Source organism: Muricoprocola aceti, assembly GCF_025567005.1.
Taxonomy (GTDB): domain Bacteria; phylum Bacillota; class Clostridia; order Lachnospirales; family Lachnospiraceae; genus Marvinbryantia; species Marvinbryantia aceti.
The window spans coordinates 81461-97141 of sequence record NZ_JAOQKE010000005.1; the positions used below are offsets into that span (position 1 = coordinate 81461).

Genomic DNA, 15681 nt, shown 5'->3' on the forward strand with positions numbered 1-15681 from the left:
AAGGAGATTATTAATATGGAAGCATCAAAAGTATACTTCACCAATCTGCGTACCGGGACGAATACCAATCTGCAGCTGAAATTGACGAAACTGGTAAAAAAAGCCGGTATTGCGAACATTGATTTTGAGAATAAGTATGTAGCGATCAAGATTCATTTCGGTGAACCTGGCAATCTGGCATTTCTTCGTCCAAACTATGCCAGAACCATTGCAGATATTGTAAAAGAACTGGGTGGAAAACCATACCTGACAGACTGCAATACGCTGTATGTAGGTGGCCGTAAGAATGCACTGGATCACATCGAGAGTGCTTATCTGAATGGCTTTACACCATATACGACTGGATGCCATATCCTGATTGGCGATGGACTGAAGGGAACAGATGACGTTCTGGTACCGGTAGAAGGCGGCGAATATGTAAAAGAAGCGAAGATCGGACGCGCCATTATGGATGCGGATGTATTCCTTACACTGACACATTTTAAGGGACATGAAGCAACCGGATTTGGTGGCACGCTGAAGAACATTGGTATGGGATGTGGTTCCCGTGCCGGTAAGATGGAGATGCACAGTGCCGGAAAGCCACATGTAGACCAGGAACTTTGTATCGGATGTGGAGCCTGCTCCAGAATCTGTGCACACAGCGCAGCTGTTGTGACAGACAAGAAGGCATCTATCAATCATGACAAGTGCGTAGGGTGCGGACGTTGCATCGGAGTCTGTCCGAAGGATGCTGTTCTGGCAGCCAGCGATGAGGCGAATGATATCCTGAACTGCAAGATTGCAGAATATTCAAAAGCAGTCATCAACAATCGTCCGGCTTTCCATATCAGTCTGGTTATGGATGTATCTCCGAACTGTGACTGTCATGCAGAAAATGACCTTCCTATTGTACCGGATGTAGGTATGTTTGCATCCTTTGACCCGGTAGCACTGGACAAGGCCTGTGCAGATGCAGTAAATGCGCAGCCGGTGATCCATGGAAGTGTACTGGAAGAGCATGTGAAAGAACATGAGGAAGAAAGTAAACACCATGATCATTTCCATATGAGTCATCCAGATACCAATTGGGTAAGCTGTATTGAGCATGCCAAGAAGCTTGGTCTGGGTACCGATGAGTACGAATTAATTGAGGTAAAGTAAAAAAACAGGAGTACTGCCATTGAACAGTACTCCTTTTTCATGCTATACTGCAAATAGTTTTTTTGATGAAAATGAATTTTGGAAAACGGAGAAATGACATGTTTAAGATTGGAAATCATCTTTCTTCCGCAAAAGGATATGAAGCCATGGGAAAAATGGCTGTAAAACTGGGAGCGAATACCTTTGCTTTTTTTACACGCAATCCCAGAGGAGGAAAAGCAAAAGAAATAGATCCGAAGGATGTGGAAGCTTTTTTGCAGTATGCAACAGAACATCAGATTCAGAAGCTGGTGGCCCATGCGCCTTATACCCTGAATCCCTGCTCTGCGGATCCGGCGTTAAGAGAATTTGCAAAGAATACCTTTGCGGATGATCTGAAGCGTATGGAATATACACCATGGAATTATTATAATTTCCATCCGGGCAGTCATGTGAAGCAGGGAGTCGATGTGGGGATCGATTATATAGCACAGATGTTAAATGAAGTCCTGACACAGGAACAGACAACCACGGTTCTTCTGGAGACCATGGCCGGAAAAGGCAGTGAAGTGGGAAGAACCTTTGAAGAGATCAGGGCAATTCTGGATCGTGTAGAGCTTCAGGACAAGATGGGTGTCTGCCTGGATACCTGTCATGTATGGGATGGCGGCTATGATATTGCCGGAGATCTGGACGGGGTACTGGATGAGTTTGACCGGGTGATCGGACTGGAACGCCTGAAGGCTGTTCATCTGAATGACAGTATGAATGAACGAGGCAGCCATAAGGATCGTCATGCCAGAATCGGAGAGGGAAAGATCGGACTGGAAGCACTGGCGGGAGTCATCAATCATCCAGTTTTAAAGGAACTTCCATTTATACTGGAGACACCGAATGACGATGTCGGCTATGCAGCAGAGATTGCGCTGCTGAAAAAGGTGCGGACAACACCGTGACCGGTGTCTTACCCTGCATAGAACAAAAACAGAAAAGAGTGACACAGATTTGAATACAACAGACATTTTACGAAGATTGGAAAAAAAGGAGATTACCGTAGAAGAGGCAGAGCAGCTGCTGCAAAATGGAGAAGAAAAGCAGGAACTGGAGTATGCCAACATTGATTATGAACGGGAAGAACGCACCGGTGTGCCAGAAGTGATCTACTGTGCCGGCAAGACCGCAGGACAGGTGCGGGGGATTGTGCAGAATATGAGAGAACACGGACAGAAGCATATCCTTGGAACCAGATGCAGCAGGGAAAAATATGAAGCTGCCAGAGAGGTGTGCCCGGAACTGGAGTATGATGAAATGTCCCAGATTATGGTGTATCAGCCAGAGCCATTCCCACTGAATAGAGGAAAGATTCTGGTGGCCTGTGCCGGTACCTCAGATCTTCCGGTGGCCAGGGAAGCGGCACAGACTGCCAGATTCCTTGGAAATGAAGTCGAAGAGGTCTGCGATGTAGGCGTGGCCGGGATTCACAGACTGTTTGCCAGGCTGGATATTATCGAAAGTGCCAGTGTGATTGTAGCAGTGGCCGGAATGGAGGGAGCACTTGCTTCTGTGATTGGCGGACTGACGGATAAGCCTGTGATTGCAGTGCCAACTTCGGTGGGATATGGAGCCAACCTGGGCGGTATGACAGCACTTCTGGCTATGCTGAACAGCTGTGCCAGCGGAACCAGTGTGGTGAACATTGATAATGGATTCGGTGCCGGCTATATGGCGCACAGCATCAACTGTCTGACTGGAAAACGGGAGGAAGATAAGTGAGAGAAAAAATATTGTATTTTGACTGTAGCGCAGGAATCAGTGGAGATATGACTCTTGGTGCATTGCTTGACCTGGGTGCAGATAAGAAAGTGTTCCTGGCAGAGCTGGAAAAACTTCATCTGGAAGGATATGAGATCGCTTTTGAGACAACTCAGAGAAATGCCATAACAGCAACACATGTGAATGTGATTCTGACCGGACAGGAGCAGGCTCATGATCATACGCATGAACACGATCACGAACATACGCATGATCATAGTCACGATCATGGACACGGACATTTTCACCGGAGTTTCCGGGATATCCGTCAGATGATTCAGAACAGTGAGCTGTCAAAAGAAGTGAAGGATCTTTCCCTTCGCATCTTTACCAGAGTGGCCAGAGCAGAGGCTAAGGTACATCACAGGGATATGGAAGAAGTACAGTTCCACGAAGTAGGCGCTGTGGATTCGATTGTGGATATTGTGGGAAGTGCGATCCTGATCACGATGCTGAAGCCAGATCGTATCTGCGCTTCCGTAGTACAGGACGGGCATGGCTTTGTCCATTGCCAGCACGGAATGTTATCAGTGCCGGTGCCGGCAGTATGTGAAATCTTTGCAGAATCGGATGTGCTGATTCGCCAGATTGATGTGGATACTGAGCTGGTGACCCCAACGGGAGCAGCGATCATATCCGAACTGGCAGATTCCTTTGGCACTATGCCAGTGATGACTATTGATAAAATGGGATGGGGAGCCGGAACGAAGATCCTGAAGATCCCGAATCTGCTGAAGGTGACGCTGGGATATCAGGAGACTGTTTCTGATAACTATACGGAACAGGATGAGATCATGGTGCTGGAGACCAATCTGGATGACTGCACCGGAGAGATGCTGGGAGCAGCAATGGAGATCCTGATGGAAAACGGTGCGCTGGATGCTTTTTATACACCGATTTTTATGAAAAAAAACCGCCCTGCATGGTGCCTGACGGTACTGGCAAGACCGGAAGATACAGAAAAGATGGAGAGACTGATCTTTTTGCACACAACGACCATTGGGATTCGCAGGCATCTGGATCAGAGAAGAATTCTGAAGAGAGAGAAGGCTGTGGTGCCGACTGCTTACGGAGAACTTCAGGTGAAGCGTGTGATACTGGAAGATGGATACCGGGATTACCCTGAATATGAGAGTGCAAAGAAGCTGGCTGTAGAAACTGGGAAACCGTTATGGGAGATTTTAAAAAATGATGGAAAATCTGGAAAGCTTATATAAAAAGGCAATATGGATTGCACAGGAAGCACACAAGGGACAGACGGATAAAGGCGGGAATCCGTATATTGAGCATCCGTTGTATGTGGCATCCCAGGTAGATACCACGGAACTGAAGATTGTTGCCATGCTGCATGATACGCTGGAAGACAGTGAAATAACTGCAGAGGACTTAAGACGGGAAGGATTCCCTGAAAGAATCGTAGATGCGATCCTTGTTCTTACCCATGAGGATGGGAATGATGAGGCCTATCTGGATTATATCCGAAGAGTAGCAGGAAATACGATGGCAGCAGTGGTGAAACGTGCAGATCTGATGCATAATATGGATATTTCCAGAATACCCAATCCTACAGAAAAAGACCAGAGGCGCCGGGCCAAATACGAACGGGCGCTAAAGCTCTTGGAAGAACTGACCGATATAGAAGCGGAACTTCCGCAGAAATAAGAAAACAAAAGAAGAGAAAGAGAAATGAAGAAAAGAAAAATTGGCAGACTGCTGTTCTGGCTGCTGCTGCTGGTTGTAGTGATTTCTGCAACCGGGGTGACGGTAGCTATGAATCTGGCAGAGGAAAAAATGGATATGCAACAGGAAACAGAGAGTGAAACGGAAAAAACAAGTGAAACAGAGCAGGTAAACTATGAAGTACCAAAGCCGGATGTGTCTGAACAGCTGCTTACGGTGAATGATTATTCCAGACCCGGAGAGAAGACAGACGGAATCAAATACATAGTCATTCATTATCTGGGCAATCCTAAGACAACGGCACAGGAGAATCATGATTATTTCGAGAGTCTGAAGGATCTTCAGAACTGTTATATGAGTGCTAACTACGTGGTTGGACTGGAAGGGGAAATCATTCAGTGTGTACCGGACGGGGAAGTAGCCTATGCATCGAACCAGGAGAACCACGAGTCAATTTCCATTGAAAACTGTCACATGGATACCACAGGAGAATTCCTGAAGGATACGTATATTTCGCTGGTGAAGCTGACGGCATATCTGACGGAGACTTACAATCTGGGCAGAGAACAGATCATCCGTCACCATGATGTGACTGGAAAAGACTGCCCGATATATTATACAGAACATGAAGACTACTGGGAAGATTTCCGTGATGATGTGATGACATACCGGGAACTCTGTAAAAAACAGGTGGTGACAGATGAAGAACTGGAGACGATTCTGAAAGGTCTGGCACATACCTATAAAGATAAATCTGAAGCCAGAGAGGTAGAAGAAACAGAGAGCGAAGAGAGTGAAAACCGGAACGGAAAAGACGAATACTACGAAGAAGACTTTGTCAGTGAACTGCCAGATTCTTCTTATACACCAGATACGTCTTATACACCAGATACGTCTTATACGCCGGATACGTCTTATACGCCGGATACATCCTATACGCCGGATACATCCACACCAGATACGTCCTATACACCGGACACATCCACACCGGATACGTCTTCCACACCGGATACGTCTTCCACACCAGATACGTCTTTCACACCGGACACTTCTACGCCGGATACCTCAGGAGACAGCAGCGGAGATGGCGGCACAACAGTAACGCCGGATCCTTCCGGCGCTGCATCAGGCGGAGAGGCCGGAGCAGGTGATGGCAGCATGGAAGCTGTGGAAGAACTGTAAATTAAAAAAGCGAGTACTTTAAAAAAATAAAAAAAGTACTTGCTTTTTTAAAAACTTGTGTTATAGTAGTTATAGAACAGATAATGAAATGCAGATATTTGTTTGTTATTACTTAAATTTGATAGAACATTCCGACAGCAGGAGGTGACAGTTATGAATATTAATAAATTTACACAGAAGTCATTACAGGCAGTGAATGATCTGGAGAAGATCGCATATCAGTTCGGCAATCAGGAAGTAGAACAGGAGCATCTGCTGTATGCATTGTTGAATCAGGAAGACAGTCTGATTAAGAAACTGATTGAGAAGATGGAGATTCAGCCGCAGTATTTTGCCAACAGCGTAGAATCTGCCATTGAGAAGAGAACCAAGGTATCCGGTGGTAAGCCATATATCGGTAATGATCTGAATCAGGTGCTGATCACAGCAGAGGATGAGGCGAAGAACATGGGAGACGAATATGTCTCAGTAGAGCATCTGTTCCTTGCCATGATTCATCATCCAAGCAGAACAGTGAAAGAGCTGTTTCGTGAATATGGGATTACCAGTGAACGTTTCCTGCAGGCTCTGTCTACCGTAAGGGGCAATCAGAGAGTGACTTCGGATAATCCGGAAGCTACTTATGATACCTTAAGCAAATATGGACAGGAGCTGGTGGAGAAGGCACGTCAGCAGAAGATGGATCCGGTCATCGGACGAGATGCCGAGATTCGTAATGTCGTTCGGATCCTTTCCAGGAAGACAAAGAACAACCCGGTTCTGATCGGTGAACCTGGTGTTGGTAAGACGGCAGTAGTAGAAGGACTGGCACAGCGTATTGTACGTGGAGATGTACCGGAAGGCCTGAAGAATAAGAAGATTTTCTCACTGGATATGGGAGCACTGGTAGCAGGTGCCAAGTACCGTGGTGAGTTTGAGGAACGTTTGAAAGCAGTCCTGGAGGATGTGAAGAACAGCGAAGGTGAGATCATCCTGTTTATTGATGAGCTGCATCTGATTGTTGGTGCAGGTAAGACAGATGGTGCCATGGATGCGGGCAATATGCTGAAGCCTATGCTGGCTCGTGGTGAGCTGCATTGTATCGGTGCTACCACACTGGATGAGTACCGGAAGTACATTGAGAAGGATCCGGCTCTGGAACGTCGTTTCCAGCCGGTCATGGTAGATGAACCGACCGTAGAGGATACCATCTCTATCTTGCGTGGACTGAAGGATCGTTATGAGGTATATCATGGCGTGAAGATCACAGACAGTGCACTGGTAGCGGCAGCAACCCTGTCACACAGATATATTTCCGATCGTTTCCTTCCAGATAAAGCTATCGACCTGGTGGATGAAGCCTGCGCCCTGATCAAGACGGAACTGGATTCCATGCCGACAGAGCTGGATAAGCTGTCCCGTAAGATCATGCAGATGGAGATCGAGGAGGCAGCCCTGAAGAAGGAGACAGATCATCTGAGTGCTGACCGTCTGGAGGTACTTCAAAAGGAGCTGGCTGAACTGAAGGCTGAATTTGCCAATATGAAGGCAAAGTGGGATAATGAGAAGAATTCAGTAGAGAATCTGTCAAAGCTGCGTGAGCAGATCGAGCAGATGAATAAAGACATCGAGCTGGCAAAGAGAAATTATGATCTGAATAAGGCAGCAGAACTTCAATATGGAGAACTGCCGAAGCTGCAGCAGCAGTTGAAGATCGAAGAAGAGAAGGTAAAGAATAAAGATCTTTCCCTGGTACATGAAAGTGTAACAGAAGAGGAGATCAGCAGGATCATTTCCAGATGGACTGGTATTCCGGTAGCCAGGCTGACTGAGAGTGAACGAAGCAAGATCCTGAATCTGGATAAAGAACTGCACAAGAGAGTCGTTGGTCAGGACGATGGTGTGCAGAAGGTAACAGATGCGATCCTGAGATCCAAGGCCGGTATCAAAGATCCTGGCAAGCCAATCGGTTCCTTCCTGTTCATGGGACCTACCGGTGTTGGTAAGACAGAGCTGGCGAAGGCACTGGCACAGAGTCTGTTCGATGATGAACAGAATATGGTACGTATCGATATGAGTGAGTACATGGAGAAGTATTCCGTATCCAGACTGATCGGAGCTCCTCCAGGATATGTAGGCTATGAAGAAGGCGGTCAGCTGACAGAGGCAGTTCGTAGAAAACCATATTCCGTAGTTTTGTTTGATGAGATCGAGAAGGCACATCCGGATGTCTTTAACGTACTGCTTCAGGTACTGGATGACGGACGTATTACCGATTCACAGGGACGTACGGTAGACTTTAAGAATACCATTCTGATCATGACATCCAATATTGGCTCTCAGTATCTGCTGGATGGTATCAATGACAACGGTGAGATTTCAGAAGAAGCAGAAAAGATGGTGATGAATGACTTGCGTGCACATTTCAGACCAGAATTCCTGAACCGTCTGGATGAGATCATTATGTTCAAGCCGTTGACAAAAGATAACATTGGTCATATCATTGACTTGATGATGGATGAAATCAATGAGAGACTGACCGGGCAGGAGATTTCCCTGAAGCTGACAGAAGCCGGTAAGAACTTCGTCATTGAAGGTGGTTATGAGCCGATGTATGGCGCACGTCCGCTGAAGAGATTCCTTCAGAAAAACGTAGAGACACTGGCAGCCAGAGAGATCCTGTCCGGAGAAGTACGAGGCGGCGACACGATCGTGATTGATGCGCAGGATGGAGCACTGGTCACCAGAATCGAGCATGGTGAGGAGCAGGCATGATACCAAAAGATCCAATGATATTATTAAGTTACGTAAATACACAGCTGAGAGACTTCTATCCAAGTCTGGAAGCCCTGGCAGAAGGACTGGAAGTAGATCAGGAAGACCTGGTAAAGAAGCTGGCAGGCATCGACTACGAATACGATGCACAGCGGAATCAGTTCGTGTAGCTACTGGACCATTTGTATCCCTTCTGGATAATAGAGGCTATAAGGGCGTAAGTTTCTGGCTTTTGTGCCAGGAACTTACGCCCTTTTCAGGTTATGTCCCCGGAAAGTAAGAAGTGAGTGAAAATCGTGGCCGGGAGGATGTGAAAAGAAATCAGATTGTCCCCGGAAAGACAGGAAGTAGCAGAGTAATCTACTCCACGATAAAGACACCTCAGGTTGGTGCAAAACCGAAGGGAACATCATGGAGTCAATTAGTATCGCAGAGAAACTGGAAAAGCTGGTTTGAAGGGAACTGCGTATACTGGAATGCAGCAGCTATTTCTAAAGACTATGATGACAAAATGATGGATAACTGTATCGAACTGTTCTGCAGCGAGAACCTTGGCAGAGAAGAAGAGACATCTACAGAAATAGAAAGTGCAGAAGAAAAGTTTACAGAAGCAGAGACAGAGTAAAAAGCTATTTCATGATAACTACAAGACAAGCCCAGCTCTTTCACATAGTTTTGTGAAAGAGCTGGGCTTGTCTGTCAGGTACCTGTTTGGGATACTCCCAAAAAAACAGGATCTGATATTTTTCAGATCCTGTAAATGTTTATGGAAATGGTATCAATATAACTTCATTCCCGGCACGTGTCTTTTTCATGTCAATGATCCGCTGGTTTTCGGAACCGCGGAAGTATAAAGAAAGATTCTTTTTCTCTTCTACAAACCGGCCGTCTACCAGAACATCGATATGATCCAGAATTGTGTCTGTCACATCTGGGATATAACGGCAGCCGCCCGGTACCAGATCCTGATGATAGGTATATCCGGTGTACATCCAGATATTTTTTTCTGGAAGTTCTTTCTTGACCCGGAGAATCAAAGCCAGAACATCTGGCTGGTTCTGGAGCTCAAAGGGCTCGCCACCCAGAATGGTCAGGCCTTCATAATAAGATTCGGAAAGCTCGTTTAGTACCATATCTTCCAGTTCCTGCGTAAACGGTATTCCATAATGGAAGTCCCAGGTCTGTGGCTGGAAGCATCCTTTACAATGATTCAGGCAGCCGGATACAAAGACAGATACCCTGGTACCGGTTCCGTTTGCACAGTCCGCTTTCATGATTTCGCCAACATACATACTTAAATACCTCCTTGTAAGTGAGCGCTAGATCTCCTAAAAAAAGGATCCGATCTGATCGAATCCTTTTTTTCGTTTTTCGGGAAACTTACTCACACGTTCCACAGGACATATGAAGCACTCGGTCTTTGATCTCCTGTGTACGTCCCTGATTCCAGAACTGAGTACCGATATATCCGCAGGTTCTTCTTGCTACAAAAAGCTTTGCCTGATCACGGTTGCCGCAGTTTGGGCATTCCCAGACCAGTTTGCCGGAATCATCGGTCACGATCTTGATCTCACCATCGTAGCCACAGTTCTCGCAGTAGTCACTCTTGGTATTCAGCTCAGCATACATGATGTTCTCATAGATAAACTTCATCACAGACAGAACAGCTGGAATGTTGGTCTGCAAATTCGGTACTTCCACATAACTGATGGCTCCGCCAGGAGAAAGCTTCTGGAATTCCGACTCGAACTTCAGTTTGTTAAAGGCATCGATCTTTTCTGCGACATGTACATGATAGCTGTTGGTGATATAGTTCTTATCGGTAACGCCTGGGATAATGCCAAAACGCTTCTGCAGGCACTTGGCGAACTTGTAAGTAGTAGATTCCAGTGGAGTACCGTAAACAGAATAGCTGATGTTCTCGGCCTCTTTCCATTCCTTACACTTGTCATTCAGCTTCTGCATGACAGCAAGGGCAAAGTCATGTCCTTCCGGTGCAGTGTGAGAGTGGCCAGTCATACATACACACATCTCATGAAGGCCGGCATAGCCAAGAGAGATGGTGGAATAACCATTGTATAATAATTTGTCGATGGTCTCACCCTTTTTCAGGCGGGCCAGTGCACCATGCTGCCACAGGATAGGTGCCACATCGGATACGGTGCCAAGCAGACGCTCATGACGGCAGCGCAGAGCACGGTGGCAGAGCTCCAGACGTTCTTCCAGAATCTTCCAGAATTTATCCATATTACCATCGGATGAACATGCTACATCTACCAGATTCAGGGTAACTACGCCCTGATTGAAACGGCCGTAGAACTTGTGGCTGCCATCCGGATTGCGCTGAGAATCTTCCACTGTCAGGAAAGAGCGGCATCCCATACAGGTATAGACATTGCCGTTCTTCAGCTCGCGCATGATCTTGGCAGAAATATAATCCGGAACCATACGCTTGGCAGTACATTTTGCAGCCAGCTCTGTCAGATACCAGTACTTGGAATCTTCGGTAATATTGTCCTCATCCAGTGTGTAGATCAGCTTTGGGAATGCAGGAGTAATCCATACACCCTTTTCATTTTTCACACCCTGCATACGCTGGATCAGTACTTCTTCAATGATCATAGCCAGATCATCTCTGGTCTGCCCTTCCGGAACCTCATCCAGATACATGAAGATCGTAACGAAAGGAGCCTGACCGTTACAGGTCATCAGAGTGATCAGCTGATACTGGATCGTCTGGATACCGCTCTTGACTTCTTCACGAAGACGGCGTTCGGTAATCTTGTTGATAATCGTCTCATCCAGAGACTCACCACATTCGGTACGCTCTGCGATAACCGCTTTACGCAGCTTCTGGCGGCTGATATCGACAAAAGGTGCCAGATGAGACAAGGTGAAAGACTGTCCGCCATACTGGTTGCTGGCTACCTGTGCAACAATTTGTGTGGTAACGTTACAGGCAGTAAAGAAGCTGTGTGGCTTCTCAATCATAGTTTCACTGATGACAGTACCATTCTGAAGCATATCCTCCAGATTCAGCAGATCGCAGTTATGCTCTTTCTGAGCAAAATAATCAGAATCATGAAAATGAATAATACCTTCTTCGTGTGCCTTCACAATATCTTCCGGAAGCAGAACGCGGCGGGTCAGATCCTTGCTGACTTCACCAGCCATATAATCTCTCTGGGTAGAGTTGATCACCGGGTTCTTATTGGAATTTTCCTGCTTGACTTCTTCATTCATATGGTCAATCAGTGCCAGAATACCATTGTCAGTGGTATTACTTTTCCGGGAAAGCTCTCTCTTGTAGCGGTAGCGGACATACTTCTGTGCTACCTCATACCCACGCATCTCCATGATACCGGTCTCTACCATATCCTGGATATCTTCCACGTTCACCGCATGGGTCATCCGATGAATCTGCTGTGAAATGGTATCAGCAATGGCCATAATCTGATAATCATTCAGCTGATGCAGGCGGTCTACTTCGTTATTCGCTGCTTTAATAGCGTTCACGATTTTATCCAGATCGAAGTGAACCTCTTCTCCATTTCGTTTAATAACATTGGTTGTGATAGTTGTACTCATAATTACCCCTCAGATCTAAAAAACTTATGTTAATCAAGAAAATATTCTGCCATGGACAGACCGGACAGAATAAAATGCTTTAAAATAAAGGGCAAAACTCTAACAGAAAAAGCTCTGCTCTGGCAACCAGATATAGTTTTAATTATATTATGCAAACACAATATCTGGTGCCCGAGTACTATGATAACTCATTATACAGGAAATGAAAAGGAAAATAATTACTAAAAATCGGAGAAAAAAATAGCGGGTTTTTCTACTTGACAGTCGGAAAGCCTGTATTTATGGGAATCCTGGAAAAGCCAGGAAGAATGTTGGAACTTGTAAAGAAGGATTTGCCTGTGTTAGAATGATGGCAGTAACCAAAACCGACAGTAAGGGGAAGAATCATATGTGGATCAGTAAGTATTTTGTATATTTTGTCATATTCAGCTGCATGGGCTGGATTTATGAATCCATTTTTTGCACCGTGAAGAGCGGATCCTGGCAGAACAGAGGCTTTCTGTATGGTCCGGTCTGTCCGATCTATGGAGTAGGAGCAGCAACGATTATGGCATTAATGGACTGGTTTACCAGTCAGAATCAGGGTGAGATCAGTTATACCTGGTGGCAGGTATTTCTGGTAGCGTTTTTTGGAAGCATTGTACTGGAGTATGTAACTTCCTGGGGGCTGGAGAAGCTGTTTCATGCATATTGGTGGGATTATAGTGATGTGCCACTGAATATCAACGGAAGAGTCTGCTTTCCGGCTTCGGTAGGATTTGGTGTGGCAGGGCTGCTGGTTATCTATGTGATCGCACCGGTCACCAGGGATGCTACGACATGGATTACTCCGATTCTGATGGAGTTGTTTTCGTTGATTTTCATGGCTCTGCTGGCAGCAGATGCCACACTGACCGTATCTGCACTGACTGGATTTGAACGGAATGTAGCAGCTATGGAAGAAGCACTGAACCAGCATATGGAGCAGTTCGTCAGTACCGTGCAGCAGAGGAGTCAGGCAGCAGGAGAGGCTCTGGAGGAAAAGAAACAGGCAGCCAGCGATCGTCTGGCAGAGGAAAGACTTCGTTTTATCAGAGAAAGTCTGGAACGTGTGACAAAGCGCATGGGCAGCGGTCATCGTGCAGCTTTGAACCGTGTCAAGGGATTTAAAGGATACGGTACCGAACGTAAGTCCAAGATACGCAATATTTTCCATCAGACCGTAAAGAAGTACAGAAAGAGTGGGGAACAGGCATGAAAAAGAGCTATGAGGTAGTATGGGAGATTTTTAATGAATGTGCTAACAACCAGATGCGGGATATTTTTATCGAAGAGATTGAGACAGAAGATACAGATGCCTGGATCCGGAGCAAGGTGAAGGATCAGGAACTGACCTGGGAGAAGCAGGAACTGAAGGATGGAACACTGGTCTATGATGTGGATGCTACCGGCACAAAAGAACGATTTTCTTTTACGGAAATATAAAAGAAAAGTACATTGAAGAAAGTGAGTGCCTGTGCTACAATGAGGGCATGGCGATTGAAAATGGAAAATAAATAGTTACGCTACGAACGGAGGAGAAGACCTATGTTTATTACAGATAGTATTTTTTATGTAGGAGTGAATGATCACCAGGTGGATCTGTTTGAAGGACAGTATGATGTGCCGAATGGTATGGCTTACAATTCTTATGTAATTATGGATGAGAAGATTGCAGTGATGGATACAGTAGATATCCATTTTACAGAAGAATGGATGGGAAATGTTGCTAAAGTTCTGGATGGAAGGAAGCCGGATTATCTGGTAGTACAGCATATGGAGCCAGATCATGCAGCGAATATCTGCAATTTCATGAAAGCATACCCGGAGACTACCGTTGTAGCAAATGCGAAGACTTTTGGCATGATGGCAAATTTCTTCCCTGAGATGGATCTGAAGGATCAGAAGCTGGAAGTAAAGAACGGCGGAACACTGGAACTTGGAAAGCATGTACTGAATTTTGTATTTGCACCGATGGTACACTGGCCAGAAGTCATGGTTACCTATGAGAGCACAGAAAAAGTACTGTTTTCCGCAGACGGATTTGGAAAGTTTGGCGCACTGGATGTGGAAGAAGACTGGGATTGCGAAGCACGTCGTTACTATATCGGTATCGTAGGAAAGTATGGTGCACCGGTACAGACTTTACTGAAGAAGGCTGCAGCACTGGATATTCAGATCATCTGCCCGCTTCATGGACCTGTTCTGACAGAGAACCTGGGACATTATATTGAAAAATATGATATCTGGTCTTCTTATAAAGTAGAATCAGAAGGTGTTGTCATTGCTTACGCTTCAGTTTATGGAAATACAAAGAAAGCAGCAGAGATTCTGGCACAGAAGCTGGAAGAAAAAGGCTGCCCGAAGGTATCTCTCTTTGATCTGGCACGCTGCGATATGGCAGAAGCAGTAGAAGATTCCTTCCGTTATGGCAAGCTGGTGCTGGCTTCCCTGACTTATAACGGAGAAGCATTCCCATTTATGAGAACCTTCGTAGAAGAACTGGTAGAACGTAACTATCAGAATCGTACGATTGGTATTATTGAGAATGGTTCCTGGGCACCAATGGCAGGAAAAGTCATTCGTGCAAAATTTGAAAAGAGCAAAGATATCACATGGCTGGAAAACAGCTGCACCATTATGTCAGCAGTAAAAGAAGAAAATCTTCAGCAGCTGGACGCCATGGCAGAAGAACTCTGCAAATAAGAGAAAAAGTAAGAAACAAAGCAGGCTCTGAAGAGATTCGGGGCTTGCTTTTTTGTGAGTACTATGTTATACTCACACACGTTGTAAGCCCACAAAAACAAGGTCGTACAGGGCTTGCAAGGCGGTCACCGCCTATAAATGTGCCGAGTGTTCGTGACCTTCCACTCGTAAAACAAAACTAAAGGAGAAAAGAGAATATGAAAAACAAAGGTACTTTATTTCTGGTACAGGCTGCAGCAATTGCAGCAGTGTATGTAGTGCTGACCACTGTATTTGCAGCATTCAGCTTTGGAGAGGTGCAGGTGCGCATTTCAGAAGCCCTGACGATTTTACCTGTATTTACACCGGCAGCGATTCCGGGTCTGTTTGTGGGATGCATCATTTCCAACTTCCTGGGAGGAGCAATTCTGATGGATGTGATCTTTGGAAGTATTGCAACACTGATCGGTGCAGTATTTACCTACAAGCTGCGAAATAGCAGTAAGTGGCTGGCTCCGGTACCTCCGATTGTGGCAAATGCCCTGATCGTTCCGTTTACTCTTTATTATGGATATGGAGTAAATCTGCCGATCCCGTTTATGATGCTGACAGTCGGAATTGGTGAAGTGATTTCCTGCGGTGTGCTGGGAATGATTCTTTACGGAGCACTGAGCAAGTATCGTCATACCATATTCGGCGCGACAACAGCAGTCGAAAAGTAAAAAAGAGATCATGGTGTCTGTTTTCAGAACAGGTGCTGTGATCTTTTTTTATGATGTTTTCCGGAAAAGGATTTGACGAATGAAAACAGGTGTTGTAGGATAGAAATTAACGAATACG

The 15681-nt window shown here is 45.7% G+C and carries 14 protein-coding genes and 1 pseudogene; 13 read left to right on the plus strand and 2 right to left on the minus strand.

The features are described 5' to 3' along the window. The first annotated feature begins 15 nt into the window (after positions 1 to 15). The 9 genes from OCV47_RS06665 to OCV47_RS06705 all read left to right on the plus strand — a co-directional run bounded on the left by OCV47_RS06665 (position 16) and on the right by OCV47_RS06705 (position 9175). Complete coding sequence (locus tag OCV47_RS06665) at positions 16 to 1143, plus strand: DUF362 domain-containing protein (protein WP_117448240.1); 1128 nt, start codon at positions 16 to 18, stop codon at positions 1141 to 1143. A gap of 98 nt (positions 1144 to 1241) precedes the next feature. Then, positions 1242 to 2078: a deoxyribonuclease IV gene (locus tag OCV47_RS06670; RefSeq protein WP_262654436.1), complete on the plus strand. Its 837-nt coding sequence runs from the start codon at positions 1242 to 1244 to the stop codon at positions 2076 to 2078. A 49-nt stretch (positions 2079 to 2127) separates the two neighbouring features. Further along, positions 2128 to 2895 (plus strand): nickel pincer cofactor biosynthesis protein LarB, encoded by a 768-nt coding sequence (larB, locus tag OCV47_RS06675; protein WP_262654437.1) that lies wholly within the window; start codon positions 2128 to 2130, stop codon positions 2893 to 2895. Further along, complete coding sequence (gene larC, locus OCV47_RS06680; protein WP_262654438.1) at positions 2892 to 4151, plus strand: nickel pincer cofactor biosynthesis protein LarC; 1260 nt, start codon at positions 2892 to 2894, stop codon at positions 4149 to 4151. Before larB ends, larC begins: the two co-directional genes overlap by 4 nt. Then, entirely contained in the window at positions 4123 to 4596 is a 474-nt protein-coding gene (locus OCV47_RS06685) for a GTP pyrophosphokinase (protein ID WP_262654439.1), read from the plus strand. The genes larC and OCV47_RS06685 overlap by 29 nt, the downstream gene beginning before the upstream one ends. 24 nt (positions 4597 to 4620) lie before the next feature. Then, entirely contained in the window at positions 4621 to 5796 is a 1176-nt protein-coding gene (locus OCV47_RS06690; protein ID WP_262654440.1) for a peptidoglycan recognition protein family protein, read from the plus strand. A gap of 153 nt (positions 5797 to 5949) precedes the next feature. Continuing rightward, positions 5950 to 8550: an ATP-dependent chaperone ClpB gene (clpB, locus tag OCV47_RS06695; RefSeq protein WP_262654441.1), complete on the plus strand. Its 2601-nt coding sequence runs from the start codon at positions 5950 to 5952 to the stop codon at positions 8548 to 8550. Then, on the plus strand, positions 8547 to 8720 hold the full coding sequence (locus OCV47_RS06700) for a DUF4250 domain-containing protein (RefSeq protein WP_256300004.1): 174 nt from the start codon (positions 8547 to 8549) through the stop codon (positions 8718 to 8720). The genes clpB and OCV47_RS06700 overlap by 4 nt, the downstream gene beginning before the upstream one ends. A gap of 113 nt (positions 8721 to 8833) precedes the next feature. Then, positions 8834 to 9175, plus strand: coding sequence for a hypothetical protein (locus OCV47_RS06705; protein WP_262654442.1), 342 nt, complete (start codon positions 8834 to 8836; stop codon positions 9173 to 9175). A 139-nt stretch (positions 9176 to 9314) separates the two neighbouring features. Here OCV47_RS06705 and nrdG read toward each other — a convergent pair whose 3' ends face one another. Together nrdG and nrdD are read right to left on the minus strand one after the other, a co-directional pair. Then, complete coding sequence (nrdG, locus tag OCV47_RS06710) at positions 9315 to 9842, minus strand: anaerobic ribonucleoside-triphosphate reductase activating protein (RefSeq protein WP_262654443.1); 528 nt, start codon at positions 9840 to 9842, stop codon at positions 9315 to 9317. Between the two features lie 88 nt (positions 9843 to 9930). After that, positions 9931 to 12138 carry an anaerobic ribonucleoside-triphosphate reductase gene (nrdD, locus tag OCV47_RS06715; RefSeq protein ID WP_262654444.1) on the minus strand — a complete coding sequence of 736 codons (2208 nt, stop codon included), beginning with the start codon at positions 12136 to 12138 and terminating at the stop codon, positions 9931 to 9933. 388 nt (positions 12139 to 12526) lie between these two features. On the opposite strand from nrdD, the gene OCV47_RS06720 reads away from it, so the two are divergent. The 4 genes and pseudogenes from OCV47_RS06720 (at position 12527) to OCV47_RS06735 (ending at position 15563) form a co-directional block, all read left to right on the plus strand. After that, the gene (locus OCV47_RS06720; RefSeq protein ID WP_262654445.1) at positions 12527 to 13375 is read left to right on the plus strand and encodes a putative ABC transporter permease; all 849 of its coding nucleotides are present in this window, start codon (positions 12527 to 12529) and stop codon (positions 13373 to 13375) included. Continuing rightward, complete coding sequence (locus OCV47_RS06725; protein ID WP_117449242.1) at positions 13372 to 13602, plus strand: hypothetical protein; 231 nt, start codon at positions 13372 to 13374, stop codon at positions 13600 to 13602. The genes OCV47_RS06720 and OCV47_RS06725 overlap by 4 nt, the downstream gene beginning before the upstream one ends. 102 nt (positions 13603 to 13704) lie before the next feature. Next, positions 13705 to 14859: pseudogene (locus tag OCV47_RS06730) on the plus strand (FprA family A-type flavoprotein); the annotation flags it as partial. 200 nt (positions 14860 to 15059) lie between these two features. Beyond that, positions 15060 to 15563, plus strand: coding sequence for a QueT transporter family protein (locus tag OCV47_RS06735; RefSeq protein WP_256297732.1), 504 nt, complete (start codon positions 15060 to 15062; stop codon positions 15561 to 15563). Positions 15564 to 15681 lie beyond the last annotated feature (118 nt).